Origin of the sequence: Gilliamella sp. Pas-s25 (assembly GCF_009795885.1) — a bacterium.
GTDB lineage: Bacteria > Pseudomonadota > Gammaproteobacteria > Enterobacterales > Orbaceae > Gilliamella.
This window is the reverse complement of sequence record NZ_WTEV01000008.1, coordinates 19,952-38,531: the sequence shown is the minus strand read 5'-3', so window position 1 is coordinate 38,531 and position 18,580 is coordinate 19,952. Positions and strand designations below refer to the sequence as shown.

The window sequence follows — 18,580 nt, the reverse complement described above, 5'->3', positions numbered from 1 at the left end:
AAAATAATTTACTTTTTACTAGCAAATTCAATAATCTTCTCTAAATTTTCCATCTCATTATTTACTAACATAGTCAACCCTTGAATATAATCAACTAAAACTGATGGTGGCATTGACTTATAATTATCATTAAATAGTTTATTCAGCAAACTTATAACTTTTTGGTGATTTTTCTGTGAAAGAGCCAGTTTTGCCATTTGTATATGACACTCCACATCATTTGGCGTATGTTGTTCAAATTCAGATAATAACTTATTTGATTTTTCGAATTCTCCTAAATTACGAAAAATATTAGCCAAAATTAATTGTGGTAAATATTTTCTTAAGAAATATTTACATATATTAGAATTTATTAAATGATTAAGCAGAGAAATCGCATCTTCCCATTTTTGTTGTGTAATATAGACAAGAGCATTTAATATATATAATTCTTTTTGTTCAAATAAATCATTTTCTAAATAATCTGAACTAATTTTTATTGCATAAAAAGAATTCTGAAGATTATAACAACAAATTAACTGATAAAAGAGATCTGTTGCTTTTTTATTAGTAATTTTTTCCCAACATTGATAAGCTTCGTTCCACTTTTCTTGAGTCATAAAAAGAAACGCTTTGGTTTTTTCATCTTTAATATTCTCAATTTTTTGATTTACATTATTAATAAATAAAGATATTTTATATTTGCGATAACTTGCTTCAGCTAACATTTGTTGTGCAATAACTTTCCAATATCCATCTTTCTTCAATAATACTTTAGAGAAATCTACAATTTCTTCCCAATTTGCCGACATTTTTAAAGCTTCAATATAATTAATTAAAGCCGAATTAGGAATTATCATAAAATTATTACTAAATGTTTTCTTTAAATAGGAAATCACGTTGTAATAGTCTTTTTTAACTAAAGTTAGCTTAACCTTTTGTAATTTGTATTCAAAATTGTCAGTAGCATGTTTTTCAAAATTTACCAATTGTTCTTGACTGTGATCTAGTTTATTAATTTTTCTATACACATCAGCCAAAATTAATTCTGGGAAATATTTCTTTAAAAAGAATTCAGTTACATTACTCTTTAGTAAAAGATGTAATTGTTCTATAGCTCCATTCCAATTTTCATTAGATATAAATACTAATGCATTAATTAAATATAATATTTTTTTATCACAATTATTAAAGTGTTGCAAATACTCATTTTGAATTTCAAAAGCATAGTTACTGTGGTAACAACATATTAACTGATAAAATAAATCAGAATGTGATTTATTTATCAATTTACTCCAAATTTTATAAGCTTTTTCCCACTCTTCCTGAGCCATAAAAAGAAATGCTTTAATTTTCTCATTTTTAATACTATTTTTATTAACATTAGCAAGAAATATTGAAGGGTTTCTCTGATAATAGCTTGCCTCAGATAAGACAAGCTGGGCAACTTCTACTTGTTCTTCATTACCTGATAATAATAGCTTTGCTCGTTGAATTGCTATTGGCCAATTTTGCTCTTCGTACGCCCTTAACATAAAATCTGCTAAAATTGTAAAATTAATTATCTCTGAACCTTCAGACTGTTTATCTAATGCTTTGATTGCATCAAAAGTTCTTTCGCAACATCTTCCATCTCTATAAGGGTAAACATTCCTAATTCTCGATAAATACGGTTCTTCAATAGAAAAATCATTCTTGGTAATAGTTTTTAAAGCATTAATTAAATCATCCTCTGTAGTAACAACAGGGCCAAAACCATGTTGCCTATAATCAAAATAACCTTTTGAAAAAGTATGTTTCCCTGAAAAGAAATCATTTTCATCAAATTGATAATATACAATTTGTTTTTCTAAATATGCCATATCAAATGCTACTGACGAATAGTCAGTTATAAGTAGTGTTGACTTTAAAAATAATTCTTGAATGCTACAGCTTCCAGAATGCCATTGTTCAATATAAGGTGGAATATTAAAATCATCTAAATATGGTTCTATGTTTTTATGAAGAGCAAAAATAACTTTTATTCCATCATTTGTTATTTTTTTCAATAATTCGTTATGCAAAAAACTTCGCCAATGTATAGCATAATCGGTGGATATAAAATCAGGGTTTCTATCTCGCTCTGAACAATCTGCTTTTGCTTTCGGTAAAATAGAATCACGCCATGTTGGCATTATTAAAACAGTCTTATTATTTGATTCAAATTTGTTTTTTTGCAAAAACAAAGCATCATGCCTAGCTAAACCTGCTAATATTACTTCCTTATTTGTTAAATAATATTTATTATCAAATACGATGGAATTAAACTCTGCTTCAGTACTAGTAACCATTAAACTTATATTTTTTTTTGTATTGATCCAGTTTGATAAATCATCTTTAATAACACCATGTTGTAAAAATATAAATTGTTGGTTTAACATTGAGCCATCAGAAAAATAGTCATTAACATATTTATCAATATGGCTACTAATTACTTTTGATGCTGTCTTTAATAATTTTTTATGTTCAAATGAGCCAAAACTTAACAAATTAAAATTATCTTTTTTTAAACGTTTCCAATCATGAGATTTATTTGACAATACATAGTAAATATCTTGCTCAGGATGTTGAGATCTAATATATCTATACAAATGCTCTGCATTATCATCTGCTCTAGTATCTCTATCCATAAGAATCCAATGATCTCTTTTATTTTTTTGAACAAAATAAGTTAAATGTTTTATCATTTCTTGATGAGAAACACCTGTATAAAAAAAAGTTCCTTTGATGAAAATTTTTGAATGAATACCATTAAATTTGATTTCAAATTTGCTAAATTTATCTGGCAAACCAACCCACAATTTATACGTTGTTACAAAATATCTATCGCCAAATGTGTGCTTTTTCTTTGTTTGATATTTCGGTATTGTATCTTTATTGTCGAACAATATAGAAATATCACTTTCTCTATAACTGTGATACGATATCAAAATTTCTTGTTTAGTTTGATCATACTTTTCAATATATGCTATCTGAGTTATATCAGTTATACCTTTGAAGGATCCTAGTAAACCTACTTTATAGAGGAACCAAATTCCAGCCAAATCAAAATTTAAAATTGTTTTAATATCAATAAAAGATAAAATTCTCTCAGCATTTTCATAAAACTTTATTTTTTCACAGTTACTCAAAATATTTAGAGGGTTAGGATTATTGAGTAAATGTCTACAAATCCAAGCAAAATCATATAAAGCTTGTCTTTGTATGAATTCTGGTATTTGTTTCAATTTTTTTTTGTAGAATTCTAAAACAAAAATTGGACCATATTCTAAAGCATCTAAAAATTTACGTTTATCATTCCATGATGTATCTAAAGTCGATGAACCATCTTCTCTTTTCCTATAATAATATTTAGCAGATGGTAAGAAAATCACTTTTGATGATTTAATATAGTATATGTATTCTGAAGCAAAACGAGCATCTTCAAACGAAGGTCTCAGCCTAGGCTCAAAAAATAAATCATTTTCAAGGATTACTTTTGTAGAAAATATTCCTGAGTTAACTGACATTACTATGTTTTTACCAAAATCAAAATTGGAATTACATGTAATTCCTTTAGTAAAACGGTATTTTAATGGATGTGAATCACTGTATTGATCACTATTTTCACGATAAAAAATAAAATTACAACTAACCAATCCCGTATCTTTGGGGTTTTTATCAATTACTTTAGCTATTTCTTCAAAATAGTCCAAACTAACAAAGTCATCAGGATCAATAAAACTAACCCACTTGGTTTTTACATAATCCATACCTAAATTACGTGCAGAAGCTTGTCCACCATTTTCTTTATGAATGTAAGTAATATTATTAGGGTATTTTTTTATCCATCCTTGAATAATCTCTGAAGACCGATCTGGAGAGTCATCATCTACTAAAACTAAATTTATATGTGATTCAAATCCAATAGTTTGATTCACTAAGCTTTCAAAATAATCATTTAAATATTTATCAACACCATAGACTGCAGATACTACAGTAAATTTTTGTTCAGTCTTATATTTTTTTGATGGTTTATATTTTATTACATATTTACTTCTTTTTTGATACATATCCCAAAAAAAAAGTTTTGGGTCCCTTTTTAATTTTTTCCATTTTTTTACTATAGACATAGAATTTTAAACCTTTTAAATAATAAAAAATTAATTCAAATTAATAATCAAATAGTTATGAGTCATAGAATTTTTCCAAAAATTCCATCAAATTAGATTGATAATTTGAATCATTACTTTTATGTATAAAAAAATCATTCGCACAAAAAGAATGAGGCATTGAACCAGATTTCTTATTTAGGAATGTATAATTAGTTTTGGCTCTAGCGGAACGAATATTAAAGTAATAACAAATGTCACGAGATAATTTAGATTTTGCTTCTAAATACATCATCCATGGAACCAAAAAAGTAGCTAAATTGAGATCATTATCATCTCGAAATTTATTCGAGATAAAATTACTAATTTCTTCATTGAAATATAACCATGCTAATTCAAAATAAGATTTTTTTAATGGTACATAAGTATGAACTAGTGGGTTATCTATTTTTTTATTGTATTTTTTTAATAATAGATTTTTGCAATTTAGACTTGCTGATAATGTGGGAGTTTTAAAGCCTTTCTTAACTAGAATATTCAAATTTTTTTTAGTTATGAATAGAGATGATAAATTATTACCACAAAAAAAATGGCTTTTAGGAAGATTTCTGGCTATAAAAACATCATCATTAAAGTAAATAAAATTTTCAGATAATTCTGGAATATTATGTAAATGAGCCTCGATAACATGAGAATTAAAAGTAGGAAGATACTTTTTGTTTATAATTTGGTTATGATCAATAATCTTAACTTTGCTAGGAAGATCAAAGGTGGGGATTTGGTTGTCTGTAATCAAAAAAATTGTTCTTACCCATGACATATGTAGTTGAATACTTTTAATTACATAAAATAATTCGCCATGATCTTCAAATCTTGCATTATCTATAGAAATAGGATTAATATCATTGATTTTCTGATTTTTATAATATTCAAACTTTGCTATCCACTCAGGGTCTTGGTTATTTACCCATGTAATAACTACATCAACAGGTTCTTTACTTTCATTTACAGTAATATCATATAATCTCAAATCATTTTCAATTAGAACATTTTCATGCAACAAATTATGACCTTGTTCATCTAAGGACAATGGATATTTCTTTATGAAATAATCTCTAAAAAATATTCCTGGATTTTTTAAAAGTTTACTAAGTTTACTCATATTATGAATCTAATGTATATCAATAATAAATTTATTATATTAAAGTTTTGGTTGTTTTTTTGAAATAAACAACATTATTAATAATATAAAGTTTTAATATCACTTTATCATTTTGATAAAATGATTCCTTAAAATTTTCACTTTTAAGATCACTATAATATTCTAATTCATTGAAAGTTAATTTTATCTTTAATTTATAAATACCATTAGGAATATCATCAATTGATAAACCTTCATCTCTAAAAGTGAACATACCTGCTTTATCATAGCTAATATAATCACCATTAAATAACTTGCGACTAATATTTGGATCTGAAAATTTTGCTAATTGCTTTGAATAACATGAGTTCTTATTAGTAAATAATAAATAATTTTTTATACATGGAGTATATTCTGGGCAAGGAATACCAATGATAGCCGCAATTCCCTTTAAATAAATTCTATTTTCCTGAATAAATATATTATATAATTCAACATAAGGATGATATTTTGTTTTATTAATAGGTTCTCCAAAGGGTTTTAATTTGTATATATTATGAAATATGCCTTGACCTACATATATAGGCTTATTTTCAATTGTCTTATTCCAATATTCCTTTTTAGATTTTATTTGATTTTGATGGGTTCTAATCCAAGGTTCATTGAGCATCACATGAGGTCTTTCCCAAGCAATGTTATGTTTAGTAGATCTTGCCGGAGCACCAACAATTATACAATTATTTAGGTATTGTCCTTTTACTATACTAGCAAATCCGACAACTGAACCTTCTCCAATTTGACTTCCTGATAAGACTACTGAATTAAAAGCAAACCATACATGCTCACCAATAATAATATCTTTAGATTTATTTACTCGTTCGCCTGTATCAACATCATAAATTGCATGAGCATCATCAGAACGAATCTGGTTACCTGTAGAAAACATACAATCATCCCCAATGATGATTTTTGTTTTTTCTGCTGATGTTATATATATTTTATTAGTACAAGTTACATTATCACCAATGTTAATATGACAATAATAACCAGCTCTTATTTGCCCTGATAAGTTCCCATTTTTTCCGATAATGATAACTGCATTATGTGATGGAAAATCAAAATTAATATTACGAATTTTACTTGTATCCGCAATAATTAATTTATTATTAGCACCAACAAAATTTACTGTTACACCATTCAAATTTTTTGGTGCGAAAACCTGATTTCCTTTATTATCTGAATAATGGCCTTCTACATAGATATTTGCCACTATATATTTCTCCTATATTTGAAAATTATTTAGCATGTAATTTAAAGTCAGAGCCATAAATGGATCCCTTAATCTGAGATTTATTGCACAAATAACTTCGATATCGTTCAAATAGTTCGGGATCAGGTTTTTGTCCTTCCTTCCAAAAACGGTCGAGTCCTTCTTGGAAAGTTAATCCTTTTATATCATAATGTGCGTTACCGAGAGCAATAACAGGTAATCCATGAATAAGTGCTGAAAGACCACAAGTACTGTTCACAGTAACCAACCCAATCGATTTTCTCAGTAAAATCGGCATTGGAACACCATGAATATATATCACTCGTTTGCTTACACCATAACGGTTAGCCAATTTTTTTATTAATCGATTATAATTATTAAAACCTTCATCCATTGGGTGATGCTTGATTAGTAAATAGCTCTTTTCATCAGCAAATAAAGAAAATGAGCGAATAACTCTAAAAATATAGGATTTCATAGAATGATAATGACTATGGACCTTTATTTGAAAATCTTGATTACATTGCAAAGGAAAAATATAGAATGGCTTATAATCATTATTAATGACATTCTTTACTAATTTAGGTTGGACTAACTTGGTTTTCAATTTTCTAATTAAAGCTAAAGTCCAACGAGAAGCGTAAAAAAATAATGATGTCTTCCTATGGTGCACGTAATTAGAATATTTATATTTTTTTAGTAGTATAAAAATATAATAAATAACACTATAGTAAATCATTGAATAATAATGAGACTTCCCCTTGCTGTCATCAATGGAGGTAATTTCAATATTTTGATAAAAATCATGATTTTTGGGAATAAGAGAAAAACCATTAACTCCATCTTTTTCAAATGTAATATAATGGGGTCTTAGATAACCTTCTTCAAACACCCAAAATGATAAATTTGAATTAGAATCCACTATTGATTTGGCTATTTTGTGGTAAATGCGACAATCGCCAAAAACAACAATAGCATCAATAGTATATTGATTAATATAGTTTTGTAAAAATTGAGGAAATGCTTCAGGTGATTCGCAGAAAGAAACACTATTTTGCGGATAGAAATGCTCATCACCTCCATTCAAATTTATCTTATAAACATTACATCCTGATTTCTGCAACCATTCTGCTACATTTTTAAAAAAAGGACCAATAGGACCTTGTAGAAATAAGATATTTTTTTTATGGAGTAGTTCGTATAAATAGTGGATCATTACTTCCCTGTATATAACAAAATCGATAATGATAAAGGAATAATTTACTTTAATATGATTAAACATTTACATTTTTTACTATCTTATCATAAAAACATAAATTTGTAAATTTTATTAAAATAATATCGTTAAATCATACTATGATATAAATATCTCAATGCAGAAATATGTTAATAAAAGATTAAGTACTAACTTAGTAAATTAGTTTATTCCAATAGTGAACTTACACTATTGACGTCACTCAAAACTAATAACTAAAGTACAAATATTGATAAGAATTATAAAATATTATTATAATTTATAGATAGTTAATCTTATTTAATTTTATTTTACAAATAAGAAAAATAACTTGCTTTAATTTATTGATTTGTTTTTTTAACCATTTTTGCTTGATTAATTTTGAGCTTTTTAATTTTTTATCATTTAAATAACTAATTAAAGTTTCTGGATCTGTAAAAGCTAAAGTCTCAGGATGAATATAAATGGGGTAATCATACATCACAATATAAATTAATTCATGAAGTGTTAGTAGCCTATTCCGTCTAACATTAGGATGTATATCCATTGTTAATCCCCAACCTGAATAAAACGGTTGACCATAACACACTACTTGTTTATTCCGAATTAGCGCTTCAAACCCTGCTAACGATGTGATAGTGTGAACTTCATCAACTTGTTCAATACAATTAATAATGTCAACAAATTCAACAATTTCATCAACATATTTTTTAATTTCAACTTTATCAACCTTCCCAATTCGATTACCACTCAGAACATCTGGATGAGGTTTATAGATAATATAATCATTTGGATTCTTTTGTCTAACGGCCTTTATCAAAGCTAAGTTCGTTTTTATGACAGGTGAGCCATATAAAATAGATGCATCATCTTCAACCTGACCAGGAATTAAAATAATTTTTGATTTACTGTCACTTGGTTTAATATTAATTTTTTTACCTACATTGTATTTACCTAATTTCGTTACAATTAGTAAATGCTGTAGTGATCTAGCTTTTTCAATTTCCTGATTATTGACTTTTTTATTTGTCAATAAATACTCTAATTCACTCATATTTTGGGAATTGAAATAAATGCCTAGCTCATCAATAACCAGTGAATATGGCATAACTAGATTGGATCCTAAACCAATGGAGCGGATAAAGCCATCTTCAACACGAAATAGATTCATTCTTTCTATAATTGGAAGTAATGTTTTTTTTCCTTGCCCCCAGATTAATAATTTTTCAGTTCTAAGTTTATTTTCTATATCTTCATTATTAATGGTTTTTATAAATTTGCTAACTGAATAGAAACGACATTTTACAGAAGGTAGGCTTAAATAAGGTAGTAATACTTGTTTCTTCCAGAATGAAAATCCAACTAAGTTAATCGTGCCTCTAAGCTTATTATTGAGTGTTTTCATTTTTGTTAAATAGCTAATAACATCAAAAATAGTTCCCTTTTTGCCTGTATAAGGGTTAATGTATTTACAATATAATATATAACTTGCAGTGAATAACTCTAATACTGTAGCTTGAGTTCTTCTATTATTTGTTCGTAAATGGTTTATATCTTTATGACGATCATCGGTAACCCCCCATCCAGCATACCAAGGTAAGCCAAATGTAATAACCTGTTTACCCAATAAAAGTGCTTCAAATCCCATATGAGATGTAACAACATAAACTTTATCAAAATATTTAAGTAATGAAAGGGAGTTTACGTCTTCACTAAATAAAATAACAGACTTCTGGTTAACTATTTGAGTTAAATAACCTTTCTTATATCCATTGATTACATCTGTATGGGTTTTCACATAAATAACTGAAGATGGATTCTCTTTGACAGCACAATTTAGCATTGATATAAATGTTTCTTGACTTGCTCCGCCCAATTCGACAGACTTATCTCCAAATGTTTGATCGATGATTAACACTTTTTTATTTTGATGGCTGCTTTTATCCTTAAAACCACAAAAATCAGGAGCATGATTATATTTCGTTAACGCTGTATCAATAATTAACTTTATTGCAGCGGTCGCTTCATTCATATGCTGATTTAAAATTATTTTATTTTTGATTAATATTTCTAATTCTGAGGGGTGTCTAGAATCATAATAGATTCCAATACTATCAGCAATAAGTGACAGTGGAGGAAAACCTTCTAATCCTAAACCAATAGAACGCAAAAAACCATCTTCAAGAGCAATGAATGGTAATAAATGTTTGGTTGCATATGCCCTAGCTTTAACTGTTGTTGGTCGATACCCCCATCCAGCAACTGCATCAATTTTTTTTTGTTTCTTTATAGATACAAATGACAAATCAGAAAAAAAATAATTTATATCTTTTATGGCTAGAATTTTTTTTGAGAAAACTGCGACTTTCTTCATGTATAGCTCAATTAATTATAAATATTAACCAATTTTTTGTTGATTGCTATGGTATGTATATGCTTGTTCAATTGTGTCAAATTGATATAAGCAACCAGCATCTAATACCATTGCCTTATCACAGTAGTTCTTTATAGCATTCATGTTATGAGAAACTAAGATGAGAGAACGATCTTTTTTATTTTCAAATAATTCTTTTTTACATTTTTCGGTAAATCTAGAGTCGCCAACAGCAATTACTTCATCAATTAAATAACAATCAAACTCAATTGACAATGACAAAGCAAAAGCTAGGCGAGCCTTCATTCCAGAAGAATATTTTTTTATTGGTTCAAATAAATAATCTCCTAATTCAGCAAAATCCTCAACATATTTTTTCGTTTTATCAATGCAACATCCATAAATCCGACAAATGAATCTTAAATTATCCATTCCTGTCAAACTGCCTTGGAAAGCACCAGAAAAGGCTAATGGCCAAGAAATTGACATATTTCTTATTATTGAACCAGTGGTTGGTTTTTCAACTTCACTGAGTAGTCTAATTAGTGTCGATTTACCAGCACCATTACGTCCCAAAATCCCTATTTTTTCTCCTCTCTGTAAAGAAAAATTAATATCATTAAGAACTGTTTTATATCCCTTCCTTGTTAAATACTGTTTGCTGACATGTCTAACGCTGATCATCAATTATCCTCAATAATCTGTGCTTCATTGTTTTTTACCATAGTTAATCCCACAAATAATAAAATTATATTGCACAAAACTAAATAACTTACGTTTTGGTGAGTTATAACTGATGGACCAAAATATCCTGATCGAAACATCTCAGTGCCATTGATAGGCGGAATATAAAGTAATAATTCTTGAATTTCATGAGGAAAAGTGTCAACCCAAAAAAATGCTCCAGAAAGAGGCATAAGTATAAAACTTAAAGTGACCCACATTTTATCGAACACCTCATATTTAGCAGATAAAACAAAAATGATTAAACCTAACCCAAGAGAAAACCAACACATTAATCCCCAGGCACATAGCATATAAAAAGGATCATACGGTATAGCAATTAATCCAATAAAAATAAAAAATAATATAACAAATACTTGAGCAGCGCTTGCGCCAATCATTTCAAGAAAAACTCGAGCATAGACTAAATCCAAGATTTTAATGTTTCGATGATATAGCAATGCTTTATTAGCAGTAACTGAACCTTTTGCCCTAGATGAAGCATTACGCCACATCATAGCCATTGGATAACCAGTTAATACAAATGCAACAATGTTTAGATTAGATATAGAATTTATTTTAAAAAAAAACCACATTAAACTTATTAAAAAAGTTAATGACATCGGCTCAACAAATAACCAAAGAAAACCAATATTATTACGTCCGTAACGTGTAATAATTTCCCTTAAAATTAAAGCATTCAATACATTAAGCTGTATCTTTAAAGAACGAATAAATGATGTTTTAGCAATTATTTCCGTCATTAATCTTTATGCTCTCTTATACCAGCTAAAAGTAAATTAATAATACCATATACTAGAAAGCTAATTATAAAGGTTGCTATGATATTATAGATACGCGCAGGTTTAAATGATACGTCTGACAGACTAGGTTGTTCAATTCGTTCTAGGTAAAGTTGTTTTTTTGTTATTTCAACCTGTGCATTACGTAGAGATAAAGTTGCAGCTTCAAATTGTTGTTTGGCCACAGTATTATTAATTAGTATTTGTTGATATTCTGCTAAATTAGCATCCTTATTTTTATTTTTCTGAAATTCAGCTAATGCTTGAGCTTCTTTTTTCATCTGTGATTCAGCATTTTTTAATTCTGCTAATGATGCTGTTATAAGATCTTGTTTGGCTCGTAAATTTATTTGATTCACAAACCCTTCAGCCTGCCTTAATAATTGTTCATTTATTTTGTATGCATCTTGCGTATCAAAAGCATTTACACTAATTGTAGCAATACCAGTAGAACTATCGAAATTAACACTTATCATATTGCTCATATATCGATAAAAATATTCTTTTTTGTTATAAAAATCGAGAGAAAATCCATTAAACCGAGATACTACATCCCCTTTTTTTGTATACCATTCTTGTACAGGTAAAACTTGTTCAACAGAAGATAGCGCATCTCTAGATTTAATATATGATAAAACCACATAAGAATCATCATTAGAGCGTGAAATTCCAACCTTTGAAAAAAAACTTCCTAAGCCCCCCAATGATGACTGGGTGTCAGAAGAACGTATAATATACGTTGCCTCTGATGTATAAATATTTTCTGCTATTAAGCCAAAATAAATTATTGATAGTAAAGTTGGCAATGTAGTCAATAGATGTAATAACCAACTTTTTTTTCTTTTAAAATTTAAATACATAAAATGTCACCAGTATATTAATCAAAAAATCATTCATTAATCTGGCTGACTTGATTAACAACTCCGATACCTGGTGAGAAAATTGCATACAAGAATTTTTGTAATTCTATAATTGGTGCAGTGGCTACATAAACAATATCATTATTTTTAACTTGAAACTTATTCATTATAAACAATGAGTTGGGATTATTTAAATCTATTTGGTAAACCGTTGGAATAAGTTCTTTTTTCTTATCAGCTGAAAATGTATCTTGATATCTGAATACAAACACCCCTCGGGCGTCAGATTGATTATCTCGTAAGCCACCAATACGGGCTAATGCTTGAGATAAATTAATTCCAACAGCTTCAAATCTGACTTCTTTGGTTGCCCCTATCGCCCCCATAGAAATGAAAGAACTAGGCTTATTGATCAAAGTAATAACATCATCTTTTTGAAGCTTAACATTAAGTTTAGGATTAGATAATACCAAACTTAGTGGAATTTTATTGACTTTATTATTTCTAGTTATTTGTATTAAAGTATCTTTAATATCATACATATTGTTACCTAACATAGTAACAGCATCTAACAGTTGTTCCCCCTTAGCTGTTATTGGCATTTTACCACTAAATTTATCACCAATAACAGTAACACTTGATGAGCGTTTTTCTAAAACAGTAACAATTACCTGCGGTCTATTTGCAATACCAGACAGTTTTTCAATTATCTCTTTTTGTATTTGCGTGGGAGTTTTATTGGCAGCTTTTATATTTCCAATAAACGGCAAAGAAATAAATCCTTGAGAGTCAACAACAACGATTGGTAATTCAGTTAATCCTGTTTTTGGTGCGCCTGTATCACTTGAACCTGTAAATAGTATTGCTGGAGGGGTTTCAATTATAGAAATTTTTATGCTATCACCTTTTCCAAGGTTATCTACTTGTTTAACTTTATTACTTGTTTCATTTATAAACTTATTATAATTCAAAAAATTAGTTTTGGTTTCTTTTATTAGATCTATTGAAGTATTTAAATTAACAATTTTAACTTTATTATAAATACTATCTAATTCAGTCTGTTGCTTATTGATATTCTTTATAGAAGAAAAATTGGGGCCTGAATGAGGTAGAAATGAGCAACCACTTAAAACCATTGCTAACGTTATTGGAAGAAGGGATGGTAATTTCAAAATAAATTTCCTTATTCATCTACACTTAGGATACTATAGACTACTAGCTCATGCAGTTATTTTAATTTTTAAAATAACACCTAATTTTATTTATAATTGGTAAAACAGATAAATTTACTATAAAAACATTTTGGAGGAGACCCTATCAGCCGCATCCCACACACATACTTTTTACTTTGGCTGCTTCCTTCCGGATCTGACCTGATGAGCAAAAAAATGTTGCAAGAGGACCCACAGAGCCTCCATTGGAGGTATTATTATGCTTTATTTAAGAAATTAATACAACTATTTTTGTTAAAAAATACTACGCCCTTCTCATATATTAAATAAAAGAAAGGCCTTATTTTGCAAAAGCAGGAGTAAAACTTAGCAATTAGATAACTAAATTTTTTTCTACACGCTCTCTAAATTTAATTCCAGGTCTAAACGTAACAACTCGACGAGCAGAGATATCCACACTTTCACCTGTCTTTGGATTACGTCCTGGACGTGAGTTTTTATCACGTACCGCAAAATTACCAAATCCAGATAATTTTACCGGTTCTCCCTTTTCTAAAGCCACTCGAATCTCTTCAAAAAAGAGTTCAACAAGGACTTTAGCTTCTTGACGATCAATGTTAAATTTTTCGGCAAGACGATCTGCAATATCAGCTTTAGTTAATGTCATAGTTATTATTCTCTTAATAGGGCTTTAAAACGATTTTGTAAAGCAGTGACGCACTTATTTACAATGTTTGTTATATCTTCTTCTTCAAGTGTACGCGATTTATCTTGTAAAATCAAACTGATAGCAAGACTTTTTTGATCTTCCTTGATATTTTCACCTTGATAAACATCAAACAAGTTAACTTTTATAAGTTGCTCACCACCAGCTTGCTTACACTCAGAAACTATATCTGCTACTGGAATTGTATTTGATACAACAATAGCTATATCTCGTTTGTTCGATGGATACTTTGATAAGTCTTGAGCAACAGGTACTTTCTTGCTACCAATTTTAGCTAAATTTATTTCAAAAACAAGCGTTTTACTATTTAAAGATAATTTTTTTTCAATTTCTGGATGTAAGACACCAAAATAGCCAACTAAAACATCATTTAAATAAATATCTGCACTCTGTCCTGGATGTAAGGTAGTAAGCTGTGATTTCTTAAATTGCACTTTATCCGCACAGCCTAAAAGTGAAAAAATTGACTCAATATCACCTTTAAGATCGTAGAAATCCACGTGCTTTTTAGGAAGCTGCCAGTGTTCTTCGTACAAACTACCTGTAACAATACCAGATAACATCAGTTCTTGGTGTACACCTAATTCACATTTTTCATCTGGTATAAAGCGTAGGCCTGTTTCAAATAATCGTATACGTGCTTGCTGACGATTTTGGTTGTATAATACCGCATCTAATAATCCAGACCATAGTGATAAACGCATGACTGACATTTCACTTGAAATCGGGTTAGGCAACTTGATTCCAAGCTGTTCAGGATGAAGAATTTGCTGAACTTTTGGATCAACAAAGCTATATGTAACTGCTTCTTGATACCCTTTATCAACCAATAACTCTTTTACCCTTCGTAATGATATTTCACTTTCTGGCTTTGGTTTCATTACTGATTCAATCTTCAGGTTAGCATTTGGGATATTATTATATCCGTAAATTCGAGCTACTTCTTCAACTAGATCTTCTTCAATTTGTAAATCAAAACGCCAACTTGGTGATTTTACAACCCACACATCCTCTTTGTATTCAACTTCACAACCGAGTCTAACTAAAATATCAGTGATCTTTTGTGTTTCGATTGCATAACCAATAATACGATCAATTTTATTGCGACGTAACTGGATAGTTGCTTGTACAGGAAGTTCTTCTTTATGTGTTACATCAATAATTGGACCAGCTTCGCCACCACAGATATCAATTAATAATTTGCTAGCTCGTTCCATTGCTACAAATTGTAGAGATGGGTCTACTCCACGCTCATAACGGTGTGAAGCTTCTGTATGTAAACCATATTCACGAGCTTTACCTGTTATTGCTAATGGGTTAAAAAACGCAGATTCAAGAAACACATCTTTAGTCGATTGCGTTACGCCTGATTTTTCACTGCCCATAATTCCTGCTAATGCTAAGATTTTTTGGTGATCGGCAATAACTAAGGTTTTATCATTAAGTTTAACTTCATTACCATTAAGTAAAACAAGTTTCTCCTCTTTTTGGGCATAACGAACAACAATACCCTGCTCTATTTCAGCCAAATCGAACGCATGCATTGGATGACCAAGTTCTAATAATACATAGTTGGTAATATCAACGATTGCATCAATAGAGCGGATTCCACCACGACGTAGTTTTTCTTTCATCCATAATGGCGTTGCAGCATTAATGTTGATGTCTTTAATTACACGACCTAAATAACGTGGTGCTGCTTTCGGTTCATCTATCTGGATTGGTAATGTATCATTAATTGTTGCAGATACACTGTCAAATTTTAGTTCTTTCATTGCAATATTGTTAACTGCAGAAATATCTCTGGCAATACCAACAATTCCAAAACAATCCGCTCGATTTGGTGTAACACTAATATCTATTATAACGTCATTAAGATTTAAATATTCACGAATATCCATGCCTAAAGGTGCGTCATCTGGCAACTCAATGATCCCATTATGATCATCTGCAATTCCCAATTCAGAATAAGAACAAAGCATACCTTCCGAAGGTTCGCCTCGTAATTTAGCCGCTTTAATTTTAAAATCGCCAGGTAATACTGCCCCCACTGTTGCACAAGCAACAGTTAAACCTTGACGGCAATTTGGCGCACCACAAACAATATCAAGTAATTCGGCTTTACCTATATCAACTTTTGTTACACGAAGTTTATCTGCATTCGGATGTTGCATACATTCAACAACTTTACCGACAACTACTCCAGTAAAATCGCCCGCTACTTTTTCAACATCTTCGACTTCTAAACCAGCCATTGTCAATTGATTGGTAAGCGTTTCGCTACTAATTTCTGGATTGATCCATTCACGTAGCCAATTTTCACTAAATTTCATGTTTTGATCTCCAGAATTAATTAAATTGCTTTAAAAAACGTAAGTCATTTTCAAAGAAAGAACGCAAATCAGTGACACCGTAACGTAGCATAGTTAATCGCTCTATACCCATACCAAAAGCAAAACCATTATAGATTTCAGGATCAATGCCCACATTACGTAATACATTAGGATGTACCATTCCACAACCTAACACTTCTAACCATTTACCGTTTTTAGCTTTAATATCAACTTCAGCAGAAGGTTCTGTAAATGGAAAATAAGCTGGTCTAAAACGAATTTCCATATTATCTTCAAAAAAGCAATGAAGAAAATCGTGTAATAACCCTTTTAAATGTGTAAAACTGATACCCTTATCAACCAGTAAACCTTCCATTTGGTGGAACATAGGCGTATGAGTCTGATCATAATCATTACGATAAGTTCTACCTGGAGCAATGATTCGGATTGGGGGTTTTTGGTTTTCCATGGTGCGAATTTGCACAGTTGATGTCTGTGTTCTTAATAATCGTTTTGCATCAAACCAAAATGTATCGTGATCAGCACGCGCAGGATGATGAGCCGGAATATTCAGTGCATCAAAATTATGGTAGTCATCTTCAATTTCAGGGCCAGTTTCAACAACAAAACCCAGCTCACCAAAAAAATCAACTAATCGATTAATTGTTTTTGTGACTGGATGTAATCCACCTAATTCAAGTGTTTTACCTGGCAAAGTGATATCTATTGTTTCGTTTGCCAGCTTTGCATCAAGAGCCTGACGCTCTAAAAGATTGCGCTTTTGATTTAATATTTCAATGACTTTTTGTTTTGCCTCATTGATTTTTTGACCGACAGCCGGGCGCTTATCGGCAGGAACATCACGTAACGAAGCCATTTGCATTGTAAAATAGCCTTTTTTACCAAAATATTCCACACGAATTTGTTCGATCGTATTAATGTCATTAGCACTTTCAATAGCGGATTTGGCATTATTAACCAGTTCAACTAATTGAGACATACAGTTCTCCTGCTTATTGTTCATTGCATAAAAAAAGCCTCTTTTGAGGCTTTTATAATCATTTTTCGTTTTTTCTTTGCCTCATGAATTTATATTGCAACAGAAACCAAAAAAGAAACGAAAAATAACTATGTTCATAATTAATTTACTCTTCAAAAATATCAAAATTAGAATGATAAAAGCCGAGATAACTCGGCTTTTATCAAGTATTATAGTGCTGCTTTGGCTTTTTCAACTAATGCAGCAAATGCATTTTTGTCAAATACAGCAATGTCAGCAAGGATCTTACGATCAATTTCAATTGATGCCTTCTTTAAACCATTAATAAAACGGCTATAAGAAAGACCACATTGACGAGCTGCAGCATTAATACGAACAATCCACAATTGACGGAATTGGCGTTTACGTTGACGACGGTCACGGTAAGCATATTGTCCAGCTTTAATTACAGCTTGGAAAGCAACACGATACACACGTGAACGAGCTCCATAATAACCTTTTGCTTGTTTTAAAATTTTCTTGTGACGTGCACGAGCAATAACACCACGTTTAACACGAGCCATAAACTATATCCTCTAAATAATTAACCAAAATTAAGCGTATGGAACACACGCAGTAACTAAACCTAAATCGCCTTTTGACACAGTCGTCAAACCACGTAAATGACGTTTACGTTTAGTTGATTTTTTAGTTAGGATATGGCTTTTGTTAGCTTGCTTATGCTTAAAGCCACCAGAAGCTGTTTTTTTAAAGCGCTTTGCTGCGCCTTTTACAGTTTTAATTTTAGGCATTTTATTAATTTCCACTTCGCATTGTTAATAAAAATAAAATAAT

The 18,580-nt window shown here is 30.0% G+C and carries 14 protein-coding genes and 1 other RNA gene; all 15 read right to left on the bottom strand.

Annotated elements, in window-relative coordinates; translation table 11 throughout:
* Positions 1 to 8: 8 nt before the first annotated feature.
* The 15 genes from GQ593_RS05460 to rpmI all read right to left on the bottom strand — a co-directional run bounded on the left by GQ593_RS05460 (position 9) and on the right by rpmI (position 18,537).
* Positions 9 to 4,130, bottom strand: coding sequence for a CDP-glycerol glycerophosphotransferase family protein (locus GQ593_RS05460; protein WP_160431140.1), 4,122 nt, complete (start codon positions 4,128 to 4,130; stop codon positions 9 to 11).
* A 55-nt stretch (positions 4,131 to 4,185) separates the two neighbouring features.
* Positions 4,186 to 5,271 (bottom strand): stealth family protein, encoded by a 1,086-nt coding sequence (locus tag GQ593_RS05455; RefSeq protein WP_160431139.1) that lies wholly within the window; start codon positions 5,269 to 5,271, stop codon positions 4,186 to 4,188.
* Positions 5,272 to 5,305: 34 nt separating this feature from the next.
* Positions 5,306 to 6,520 (bottom strand): acyltransferase, encoded by a 1,215-nt coding sequence (locus GQ593_RS05450; protein ID WP_160431138.1) that lies wholly within the window; start codon positions 6,518 to 6,520, stop codon positions 5,306 to 5,308.
* 25 nt (positions 6,521 to 6,545) lie between these two features.
* Positions 6,546 to 7,736: a capsule biosynthesis protein gene (locus GQ593_RS05445; RefSeq protein WP_160431137.1), complete on the bottom strand. Its 1,191-nt coding sequence runs from the start codon at positions 7,734 to 7,736 to the stop codon at positions 6,546 to 6,548.
* A 298-nt stretch (positions 7,737 to 8,034) separates the two neighbouring features.
* Positions 8,035 to 10,128: a capsular polysaccharide biosynthesis protein gene (locus tag GQ593_RS05440; protein ID WP_160431136.1), complete on the bottom strand. Its 2,094-nt coding sequence runs from the start codon at positions 10,126 to 10,128 to the stop codon at positions 8,035 to 8,037.
* Positions 10,129 to 10,152: 24 nt separating this feature from the next.
* Positions 10,153 to 10,812 carry an ABC transporter ATP-binding protein gene (locus GQ593_RS05435; protein WP_160431135.1) on the bottom strand — a complete coding sequence of 220 codons (660 nt, stop codon included), beginning with the start codon at positions 10,810 to 10,812 and terminating at the stop codon, positions 10,153 to 10,155.
* Positions 10,812 to 11,615, bottom strand: a complete 804-nt coding sequence (locus GQ593_RS05430; RefSeq protein WP_160431134.1) for an ABC transporter permease — start codon at positions 11,613 to 11,615, stop codon at positions 10,812 to 10,814. The genes GQ593_RS05435 and GQ593_RS05430 overlap by 1 nt, the downstream gene beginning before the upstream one ends.
* Positions 11,615 to 12,514, bottom strand: coding sequence for a hypothetical protein (locus GQ593_RS05425; protein WP_160431133.1), 900 nt, complete (start codon positions 12,512 to 12,514; stop codon positions 11,615 to 11,617). The genes GQ593_RS05430 and GQ593_RS05425 overlap by 1 nt, the downstream gene beginning before the upstream one ends.
* 29 nt (positions 12,515 to 12,543) lie before the next feature.
* Positions 12,544 to 13,686 carry a polysaccharide biosynthesis/export family protein gene (locus tag GQ593_RS05420; RefSeq protein WP_160431132.1) on the bottom strand — a complete coding sequence of 381 codons (1,143 nt, stop codon included), beginning with the start codon at positions 13,684 to 13,686 and terminating at the stop codon, positions 12,544 to 12,546.
* A gap of 140 nt (positions 13,687 to 13,826) precedes the next feature.
* An RNA gene (gene ffs, locus GQ593_RS05415) (signal recognition particle sRNA small type) lies at positions 13,827 to 13,922 on the bottom strand.
* Positions 13,923 to 14,059: 137 nt separating this feature from the next.
* Positions 14,060 to 14,353: an integration host factor subunit alpha gene (locus tag GQ593_RS05410; protein ID WP_065637551.1), complete on the bottom strand. Its 294-nt coding sequence runs from the start codon at positions 14,351 to 14,353 to the stop codon at positions 14,060 to 14,062.
* 5 nt (positions 14,354 to 14,358) lie between these two features.
* Positions 14,359 to 16,746 carry a phenylalanine--tRNA ligase subunit beta gene (gene pheT / locus GQ593_RS05405; RefSeq protein WP_160431131.1) on the bottom strand — a complete coding sequence of 796 codons (2,388 nt, stop codon included), beginning with the start codon at positions 16,744 to 16,746 and terminating at the stop codon, positions 14,359 to 14,361.
* Between the two features lie 16 nt (positions 16,747 to 16,762).
* On the bottom strand, positions 16,763 to 17,746 hold the full coding sequence (gene pheS, locus GQ593_RS05400; RefSeq protein ID WP_160431130.1) for a phenylalanine--tRNA ligase subunit alpha: 984 nt from the start codon (positions 17,744 to 17,746) through the stop codon (positions 16,763 to 16,765).
* A 209-nt stretch (positions 17,747 to 17,955) separates the two neighbouring features.
* Positions 17,956 to 18,309, bottom strand: a complete 354-nt coding sequence (gene rplT / locus GQ593_RS05395) for a 50S ribosomal protein L20 (protein WP_024496189.1) — start codon at positions 18,307 to 18,309, stop codon at positions 17,956 to 17,958.
* A 30-nt stretch (positions 18,310 to 18,339) separates the two neighbouring features.
* Complete coding sequence (gene rpmI / locus GQ593_RS05390; RefSeq protein WP_034945602.1) at positions 18,340 to 18,537, bottom strand: 50S ribosomal protein L35; 198 nt, start codon at positions 18,535 to 18,537, stop codon at positions 18,340 to 18,342.
* Between the last annotated feature and the right edge of the window lie 43 nt (positions 18,538 to 18,580).

Excerpts from the sequence above, each read along its gene's own strand:
- GQ593_RS05455 (WP_160431139.1), bottom strand. The coding sequence starts at position 5,271 with ATGAGTAAACTTAGTAAACTTTTAAAAAATCCAGGAATATTTTTTAGA.
- GQ593_RS05430 (WP_160431134.1), bottom strand. The coding sequence starts at position 11,615 with ATGACGGAAATAATTGCTAAAACATCATTTATTCGTTCTTTAAAGATA.
- pheT (WP_160431131.1), bottom strand. The coding sequence starts at position 16,746 with ATGAAATTTAGTGAAAATTGGCTACGTGAATGGATCAATCCAGAAATT.
- pheS (WP_160431130.1), bottom strand. The coding sequence starts at position 17,746 with ATGTCTCAATTAGTTGAACTGGTTAATAATGCCAAATCCGCTATTGAA.
- GQ593_RS05440 (WP_160431136.1), bottom strand. The coding sequence starts at position 10,128 with ATGAAGAAAGTCGCAGTTTTCTCAAAAAAAATTCTAGCCATAAAAGAT.
- GQ593_RS05445 (WP_160431137.1), bottom strand. The coding sequence starts at position 7,736 with ATGATCCACTATTTATACGAACTACTCCATAAAAAAAATATCTTATTT.
- GQ593_RS05425 (WP_160431133.1), bottom strand. The coding sequence starts at position 12,514 with ATGTATTTAAATTTTAAAAGAAAAAAAAGTTGGTTATTACATCTATTG.
- GQ593_RS05410 (WP_065637551.1), bottom strand. The coding sequence starts at position 14,353 with ATGACATTAACTAAAGCTGATATTGCAGATCGTCTTGCCGAAAAATTT.
- GQ593_RS05435 (WP_160431135.1), bottom strand. The coding sequence starts at position 10,812 with ATGATCAGCGTTAGACATGTCAGCAAACAGTATTTAACAAGGAAGGGA.
- rplT (WP_024496189.1), bottom strand. The coding sequence starts at position 18,309 with ATGGCTCGTGTTAAACGTGGTGTTATTGCTCGTGCACGTCACAAGAAA.
- rpmI (WP_034945602.1), bottom strand. The coding sequence starts at position 18,537 with ATGCCTAAAATTAAAACTGTAAAAGGCGCAGCAAAGCGCTTTAAAAAA.
- GQ593_RS05460 (WP_160431140.1), bottom strand. The coding sequence starts at position 4,130 with ATGTCTATAGTAAAAAAATGGAAAAAATTAAAAAGGGACCCAAAACTT.